We start from the raw sequence: 6,982 nt of genomic DNA, 5'->3' as shown, positions 1-6,982 counted from the left end.
GCGGCCCGACGTCGTCCTGATGGACATCCGGATGCCCGCCGTGGACGGCCTCACCGCCACCGAACACCTGCGCGCCCGCGCGGACGCGCCCCAGGTCGTCGTCCTCACCACCTTCCACGCCGACGAACAGGTCCTGCGCGCTCTGCGCGCGGGCGCCGCCGGATTCGTCCTCAAGGACACGCCGCCCGCCGAGATCCTCGACGCGGTCCGCAGGGTCGCGGCCGGCGACCCGGTCCTGTCACCCGTCGTCACCCGCCAGTTGATGGCCCACGCGGCCGGCACCGCCGCCGACACCCGCCACGCGCGCGCCCGCACGCGCATGGCCGAACTCGGCGACCGCGAACGGGAGGTCGTCGTCCGCGTCGGCCGCGGCATGAGCAACGCCGAGATCGCCGCCGAGCTGTTCATGAGCGTCGCGACCGTCAAGTCCCACGTCTCCCGGATCCTCGCCCGGCTCAGCCTCAACAACCGCGTCCAGATCGCGCTGCTCGCCTACGACGCGGGGCTGCTCGACGAAGAGGCGTAGCCCGGCGGGCACTTCACGCCGCCGCCGTCCGTTGCAGGGGTGACGGGGGGCGGGGTGACGGGAGGGGAAGGCATGGGTGACGTGGTCGATCTGTGGGGGTCCGGCGAGCGGGGAGTCGTCGACCTGACGGACCTGGGGGACGATTTCCGGCGCGACCCGCACCCCGTGTACGCGCGCCTGCGCGAACGCGGCCCGGTGCACCGGGTGCTGCTCGGCGGAGCCGACGGCGCGTGGGAGACCTGGCTCGTCGTCGGGTACGAGGAGGCGCGGGCCGCGCTCGCCGACGGCAGGCTCGCCAAGGACCAGCGCGGGCTGGCCGGCGGCGACCCCGACGAGTCGGTGATCGGCCGTCATCTGCTCGGCACCGACCCGCCCGAGCACACCCGCCTGCGCTCCCTCGTCACGCGCGCGTTCACCGCGCGCCGCGTGCAGAGCCTCGCCCCCAGGGTCCAGGAGATCACCGACGGACTCCTCGACGCGATGATCCCGCGCGGGCGCGCCGACCTCGTCGACGCCTTCTCCTTCCCGCTGCCCATCACCGTCATCTGCGAACTCCTCGGCGTCCCCGAACTGGACCGCGCCGCCTTCCGCGCGATGTCCACCGAGGTCGTCGCGCCCAGCGGACCCGGCACCGGCGCCGAGGCGTTCGCGCGCCTCTCCGGTTACCTGACCGAGCTGATCGAGGACAAGCGCTGCACCGCGCCCACCGACGACCTGCTGAGCGACCTGATCCGCACCACCGCCGAGGACGGCGACCGCCTCTCCATGGCCGAACTGCGCGGCATGGCCTTCCTGCTGCTCATCGCCGGCCACGAGACGACCGTCAACCTGATCACCAACACCGTGCACGCGCTCCTGACCCGCCCCGGCCTCCTCGACGCCCTGCGCGCGGACCCCGGCCTCCTCGACGGCGTCATCGAGGAGACCCTGCGCTGGGAGGGACCGGTGGCCAACGCGACGTTCCGGTACGCCGCGCAGCCCCTGGAGATCGGCGGCACCCCGATAGCCGAGGGCGCCTCCGTGGTCATCGGCCTCGCCGCGCCCAACCGCGACCCCGCGCGCTACCCCGACCCCGACCGCTTCGACCCCCGCCGCGACACCCGGGGCCACCTCGCGTTCGGGCACGGCATCCACTACTGCCTCGGCGCCCCGCTGGCCCGCCTGGAGGCGCGTACGGCCATCGCCTCGCTCCTGGAGCGCGCGCCCGGACTCGCCCTCGACGGGCCGACCGGGGAGTGGTTGCCGGGGATGCTGATCCGCGGGGTGCGGAGCCTGCCGGTGCGGTGGCCGACGGGGTGAGCCGGGCACCGCGCGGGGGCGGCCGGAGCCCTGCGGAGGGCCGGGGTGTCTCTGCCGGAGGCGGCGGGGAAACCGGTCGGTCGGCCCGTAGAGCTGAGGCCGGTTCGCATTTATGCGCGTCAGTACGGCCCCAGCTACGCGTGCGCCCCCGGCAGCTCCCCCAGATACACCGGTCTGCGCTCCCGCAGGGACACGTCGCACGCCTCCGCGATCCGCTGCGCCTGGAGCGCCTCACGGCCGTCGCAGGGGTTCGCGCGCTCGCCCCGGACCACTTCGACGAACGCGTTCAGCTCGGCCTCGTAGGACGGCGCGAAACGCTCCAGGAAGCCGCTCCAGGGCTTGTCGGCGGCGGGCGGGCCGGTCGGCTCGGTGGAGGCGATGGGCGTCCGGTCGTCCAGGCCCACGACGATCTGGTCCAGCTCCCCGGCCAGCTCCATGCGCACGTCGTACCCGGCGCCGTTCATCCGCGTCGCCGTGGCCGTCGCCAGCGTGCCGCCCTCCAGGGTCAGGACGGCCGCCGCCGTATCGGCGTCCCGCGCCGCGCGGAACATCGGCGGGCCCGCGTCCGACCCCATCGCGTACACCTCGGTCACCTCGCGGCCGGTCACCCAGCGCAGCGCGTCGAAGTCGTGAACCAGGGCGTCCCGGTAGATCCCGCCGGACACCGGCAGCCACTCGGCGGGCGGCGGGGACTGGTCGGAGGTCACCGCGCGCACGGTGTGCAGCCGCCCCAGACGCCCCGCGTGGACGGCCTCGCGCGCGCCCGCGTACCCGTTGTCGAACCGCCGCTGGAAGCCCATCTGGAGGACCGTCCCGGCCGCCTCGACCTCGGCGATCGCCGCCAGCGTCCCCGGCAGGTCCAGGGCGATCGGCTTCTCGCAGAACACCGGCAGGCCCGAGCGCGCCGCCCGTCCGATCAGCTCCGCGTGCGCGGCGGTGGCCGTCGTGATCACCACCGCGTCCACGCCCCAGCGGAAGATCTCGTCCACTCCGGGCGCCGCCGTCTCGCCGAGCCTGAGCGCCACCTCCTGCGCCCGCGCGGGGTCCGCGTCCGTCAGGATCAGCGAACCGACCTCGCGGTGCCGCCGCAGTGTGTTCGCATGAATCGTGCCGATGCGGCCCGTCCCGATGACCCCGATACGCATGAGGACAAAGTGAGGTCGTGGGCCGCACCCTGTCAATCCGCATGTCCGGACAATCTGACTGCGCAACTTCCCGTCGACGGACCCCACGGCTACGCTCGGGCCGTGCCGAAACCAGAAGTGGACCCGACCGTGCAGCTCGAACTCCGCGTGGACAGAAGCTCTCCGGTGCCGTTGTACTTCCAGCTGTCGCAGCAGCTGGAGGCGGCCATCGAGCACGGCTCGCTCACCCCCGGCAGCCTCCTCGGCAACGAGATCGAACTCGCCGGGCGCCTCGGCCTGTCCCGCCCGACCGTCCGCCAGGCCATCCAGTCCCTCGTCGACAAAGGGCTCCTCGTACGCCGCCGGGGCGTCGGCACCCAGGTCGTGCACAGCCAGGTCAAGCGGCCCCTCGAACTGAGCAGCCTCTACGACGACCTGGAGGCGGCCGGCCAGCGCCCCGCGACGACCGTCCTGGTCAACACGGCCGTCCCCGCCACCGCCGAGATCGCCGCCGCGCTCGGGGTCGCCGAGGGCAGCGAGGTCCAGCGCGTCGAACGCCTGCGCCTCGCGCACGGCGAGCCGATGGCCTACCTGTGCAACCACCTGCCCGCCGGGCTCCTCGACCTCGACACCGGCCAGCTGGAGGCCACCGGCCTCTACCGCCTCATGCGCGCCGCCGGGATCACCCTCCACAGCGCCCGCCAGTCCATCGGCGCGCGCGCGGCGACCGCCTCCGAGGCCGACCGCCTCGCCGAGCCCGAGGGCGCGCCCCTGCTCACCATGCAGCGCACCACGTTCGACGACACCGGCCGCGCGGTCGAGTTCGGCGACCACATCTACCGGCCCAGCCGCTACTCCTTCGAGTTCCAGCTTCTCGTACGGCCCTGAGGGCGCCGTATGCCGTCGGGGCCCGCGCGGGACGACCTGCGCGGGCCTTTTCGCGAGCCCTTTTCGTAACCCCTTTTCGTGCTCCCGCGTGCGCGCGTGGCGGCTGCTGATTTCGTGGCGCCCGCGCGCGTGTCGGAAAGGGCATCCGTCCTGATGTCCGGACAATGCGACCGAGTCGCGGTCCCCGGCCGCGCCTCTGTCGATCCCCGTGTTCGATACTGGGGCGTTTGCGTCCGGTGAGCGGTCACCGGGTGCGGGCGTACGACAGAGCACGGCAAGACGGCAAGAAGGGCACGGCCTCGTGGCACGGTTTCGGACCTGGGCAGGGATCGCGGTGGCGGGGGCGCTGTGCGTGTCCCTCGCGGGATGCAGCAGCACCGGGGGCAAGCGCGCCGAGGACGCCCGCAAGGCCGCGTCGGCCCAGGGCAAGGCGGCGGTGAACACACCCCGCTGGACCTTCGCGATGATCACCCATTCCGGCGACGGGGACACCTTCTGGGACATCGTCCAGAACGGCGCCAAGCAGGCCGCCGTCAAGGACAACATCAACTTCCTGTACTCCCACGACGACGAGGCCCAGCAGCAGGCCCAGCTCGTCGACGCGGCCGTCGACAAGAAGGTCGACGGCATCATCGTCACCCTCGCGAAGCCGGACGCCCTGAAAGCGTCCGTCGCGCGCGCGGTGAAGGCCGGTATCCCCGTCATCACCGTCAACTCCGGCTCCGCCGAGTCCAAGGCGTTCGGCGCGCTCACGCACATCGGCCAGGACGAGACCGTCGCCGGCGAGGCCGTCGGCGAGGAACTCACCAAGCGCGGGAAGAAGAAGGCCGTCTGCGTCCTGCACGAACAGGGCAACGTCGGCCACGAACAGCGCTGCGCGGGCGTCGCCAAGACGTTCACCGGCAGCGTCCAGAACCTGTACGTCACCGGCACCAACATGCCCGACGTGCAGTCCGCCATCGAGGCCAAACTCCAGGCCGACACGTCCGTCGACGCCGTCGTCACCCTCGGCGCGCCGTACGCCGACACCGCCGTCAAGGCGAAGCAGGGCGCCGGCAGCAAGGCCGAGATCGACACCTTCGACCTCAACGCCAAGGTCGCCGCGGGCCTCTCCGACGGCTCCCTCGGCTTCGCGGTCGACCAGCAGCCGTATCTCCAGGGCTACGAGGCCGTCGACCTGCTCTGGCTGTATCGATACAACGACGACGCCCTCGGCGGCGGCAAGCCCGTCCTGACCGGCCCTCAGATCATCACCAAGGACCAGGCGGCCCGGCTCGCCCAGTACACCGAGCGGGGCACCCGATGACCGCCACGACCGACGAACGCCTCCTGGAGACCTCCCCGCTGCGCCGCCTCCTCGGCCGGCCCGAACTGGGGTCCGTGGTCGGCGCGATCGCCGTCTTCCTGTTCTTCGCGATCACCGCCGACAGCTTCCTGCGCGCCGCGAGCCTGTCCACCGTCCTGTACGCGTCCTCGACGATCGGCATCATGGCCGTCCCCGTCGCCCTGCTGATGATCGGCGGCGAGTTCGACCTGTCGGCGGGCGTCATGGTGACGTCGTCAGCATTGATCTCGTCCATGTTCAGCTACCAGATGACGGCCAACGTCTGGGTCGGCGTCGGCGTGTCCCTGCTGGTCACGCTCGCGATCGGCGCGTTCAACGGGTACGTGCTCACCCGCACCGGCCTGCCCAGCTTCATCGTCACGCTCGGCACGTTCCTCATGTTGACCGGGTTGAATCTCGGCTTGACCAAGTTGATCGACGACACGGTGTCCACCAAGAGCATCGCCGACATGGAGGGCTTCCCCTCCGCCCGCGACCTCTTCGCCTCCACGTTCACCATCGGCGGCGTCGACTTCAAGGTCACCATCCTGTGGTGGCTCGGCCTCGTCGCCCTCGCCTCCTGGATCCTGCTGCGCACCCGCGCGGGCAACTGGATCTTCGCCGTCGGCGGCAACGAGGACGCGGCCCGCGCGGTCGGCGTACCCGTCGTCCGCACGAAGATCGGCCTCTACATGGGCGTCGCCCTCGGAGCATGGATCTCCGGTCAACATCTGCTGTTCAGCTACGACGTCGTCCAGTCCGGCGAGGGCGTCGGCAACGAGTTGATCTACATCATCGCGGCCGTCATCGGCGGCTGCCTGATCACCGGCGGCTACGGCAGCGCCGTCGGCTCGGCGGTCGGCGCGCTCATCTTCGGCATGACCAGCAAGGGCATCGTCTTCGCCGAGTGGAACCCCGACTGGTTCAAGTTCTTCCTCGGAGCGATGCTGCTCCTCGCGACCCTCCTCAACACGTGGGTCCGCAAGCGCGCGGAGGCGACCAAGTGACCCTCGTCGAACTGACCGACGTCAGCAAGCACTACGGCAACATCCGCGCACTGGAGGGCGTCTCGCTCGCCGTCAACGCCGGCGAGATCACCTGCGTCCTCGGCGACAACGGCGCCGGCAAGTCAACATTGATCAAGATCATTGCCGGGCTGCATCAACATGACGGCGGCACGCTCAACATTGACGGCGAATCAACCCGCCTGACCTCCCCGCGCGACGCCCTCGACCGAGGCATCGCCACCGTCTACCAGGACCTCGCCGTCGTCGGCCTCATGCCCGTGTGGCGCAACTTCTTCCTCGGCTCCGAACCTCGCGTCGGCAAGGGCCCCTTCAAACGCCTCGACACGGACTTCATGCGCCGCACGACCCACGCGGAACTGCTCCGCATGGGCATCGACCTGCGCGACGTTGATCAACCCATCGGCACACTGTCGGGCGGCGAACGCCAGTGTGTGGCGATCGCGAGGGCGGTGTACTTCGGCGCGAAGGTCCTGGTCCTGGACGAGCCCACAGCAGCGCTCGGCGTAAAACAGTCGGGCGTGGTCCTCAAGTACGTGGCGGCGGCGAGGGACGAGGGCCTGGGCGTGGTCTTCATCACCCACAACCCGCATCACGCGTACATGGTGGGGGACAGATTCGTCCTGCTGAAGCGCGGGAGCATGGTCGGAAACCATGCTCGCGACGACATCAGTCTGGACGAACTGACCAGGCAAATGGCGGGCGGAACAGAGCTGGACGCTCTACGCCACGAGCTGCAACGAACCCAGGGGCGCGGGGCCGTATCTGATCTGCGGCTACCGCCGCGTGGGCGCGA

7 protein-coding genes are annotated in these 6,982 nt (G+C 71.1%); 6 read left to right on the top strand and 1 reads right to left on the bottom strand.

Features of this window, described 5'->3' with window-relative positions; all coding sequences use genetic code 11:
- Both AOK24_RS25975 and AOK24_RS25970 read left to right on the top strand, forming a co-directional pair.
- The coding region (locus AOK24_RS25975; RefSeq protein WP_055722487.1) for a response regulator at window positions 1-526 on the top strand (526 nt) is incomplete at its 5' end.
- Window positions 527-598: 72 nt separating this feature from the next.
- Window positions 599-1,825 (top strand): cytochrome P450 family protein, encoded by a 1,227-nt coding sequence (locus AOK24_RS25970; protein WP_055722486.1) that lies wholly within the window; start codon window positions 599-601, stop codon window positions 1,823-1,825.
- 134 nt (window positions 1,826-1,959) lie between these two features.
- Here AOK24_RS25970 and AOK24_RS25965 read toward each other — a convergent pair whose 3' ends face one another.
- Window positions 1,960-2,970, bottom strand: coding sequence for a Gfo/Idh/MocA family protein (locus tag AOK24_RS25965; protein WP_055722485.1), 1,011 nt, complete (start codon window positions 2,968-2,970; stop codon window positions 1,960-1,962).
- Window positions 2,971-3,099: 129 nt separating this feature from the next.
- Here AOK24_RS25965 and AOK24_RS25960 point away from each other — a divergent pair, with 129 nt between their 5' ends.
- The 4 genes from AOK24_RS25960 to AOK24_RS25945 all read left to right on the top strand — a co-directional run.
- Window positions 3,100-3,837, top strand: a complete 738-nt coding sequence (locus AOK24_RS25960) for a GntR family transcriptional regulator (protein WP_107104051.1) — start codon at window positions 3,100-3,102, stop codon at window positions 3,835-3,837.
- Between the two features lie 301 nt (window positions 3,838-4,138).
- Window positions 4,139-5,143 (top strand): sugar ABC transporter substrate-binding protein, encoded by a 1,005-nt coding sequence (locus tag AOK24_RS25955; RefSeq protein WP_055722483.1) that lies wholly within the window; start codon window positions 4,139-4,141, stop codon window positions 5,141-5,143.
- Entirely contained in the window at window positions 5,140-6,168 is a 1,029-nt protein-coding gene (locus AOK24_RS25950; protein WP_055722482.1) for an ABC transporter permease, read from the top strand. Before AOK24_RS25955 ends, AOK24_RS25950 begins: the two co-directional genes overlap by 4 nt.
- On the top strand, window positions 6,165-6,982 hold an 818-nt coding region (locus AOK24_RS25945), incomplete at its 3' end, for an ATP-binding cassette domain-containing protein (RefSeq protein ID WP_055722481.1). The genes AOK24_RS25950 and AOK24_RS25945, both read left to right, overlap by 4 nt.

This window comes from Streptomyces niveiscabiei (genome assembly GCF_001419795.1).
Lineage (GTDB): Bacteria > Actinomycetota > Actinomycetes > Streptomycetales > Streptomycetaceae > Streptomyces > Streptomyces niveiscabiei.
Note: the sequence above shows the minus strand (reverse complement) of the source record. Positions and strands in the feature narration are given on the sequence as shown.

Bases quoted from the DNA above. Each gene is read 5' to 3' on its own strand.
- AOK24_RS25970 (WP_055722486.1), top strand. From the start codon at position 599: ATGGGTGACGTGGTCGATCTGTGGGGGTCCGGCGAGCGGGGAGTCGTC.
- AOK24_RS25965 (WP_055722485.1), bottom strand. From the start codon at position 2,970: ATGCGTATCGGGGTCATCGGGACGGGCCGCATCGGCACGATTCATGCG.
- AOK24_RS25950 (WP_055722482.1), top strand. From the start codon at position 5,140: ATGACCGCCACGACCGACGAACGCCTCCTGGAGACCTCCCCGCTGCGC.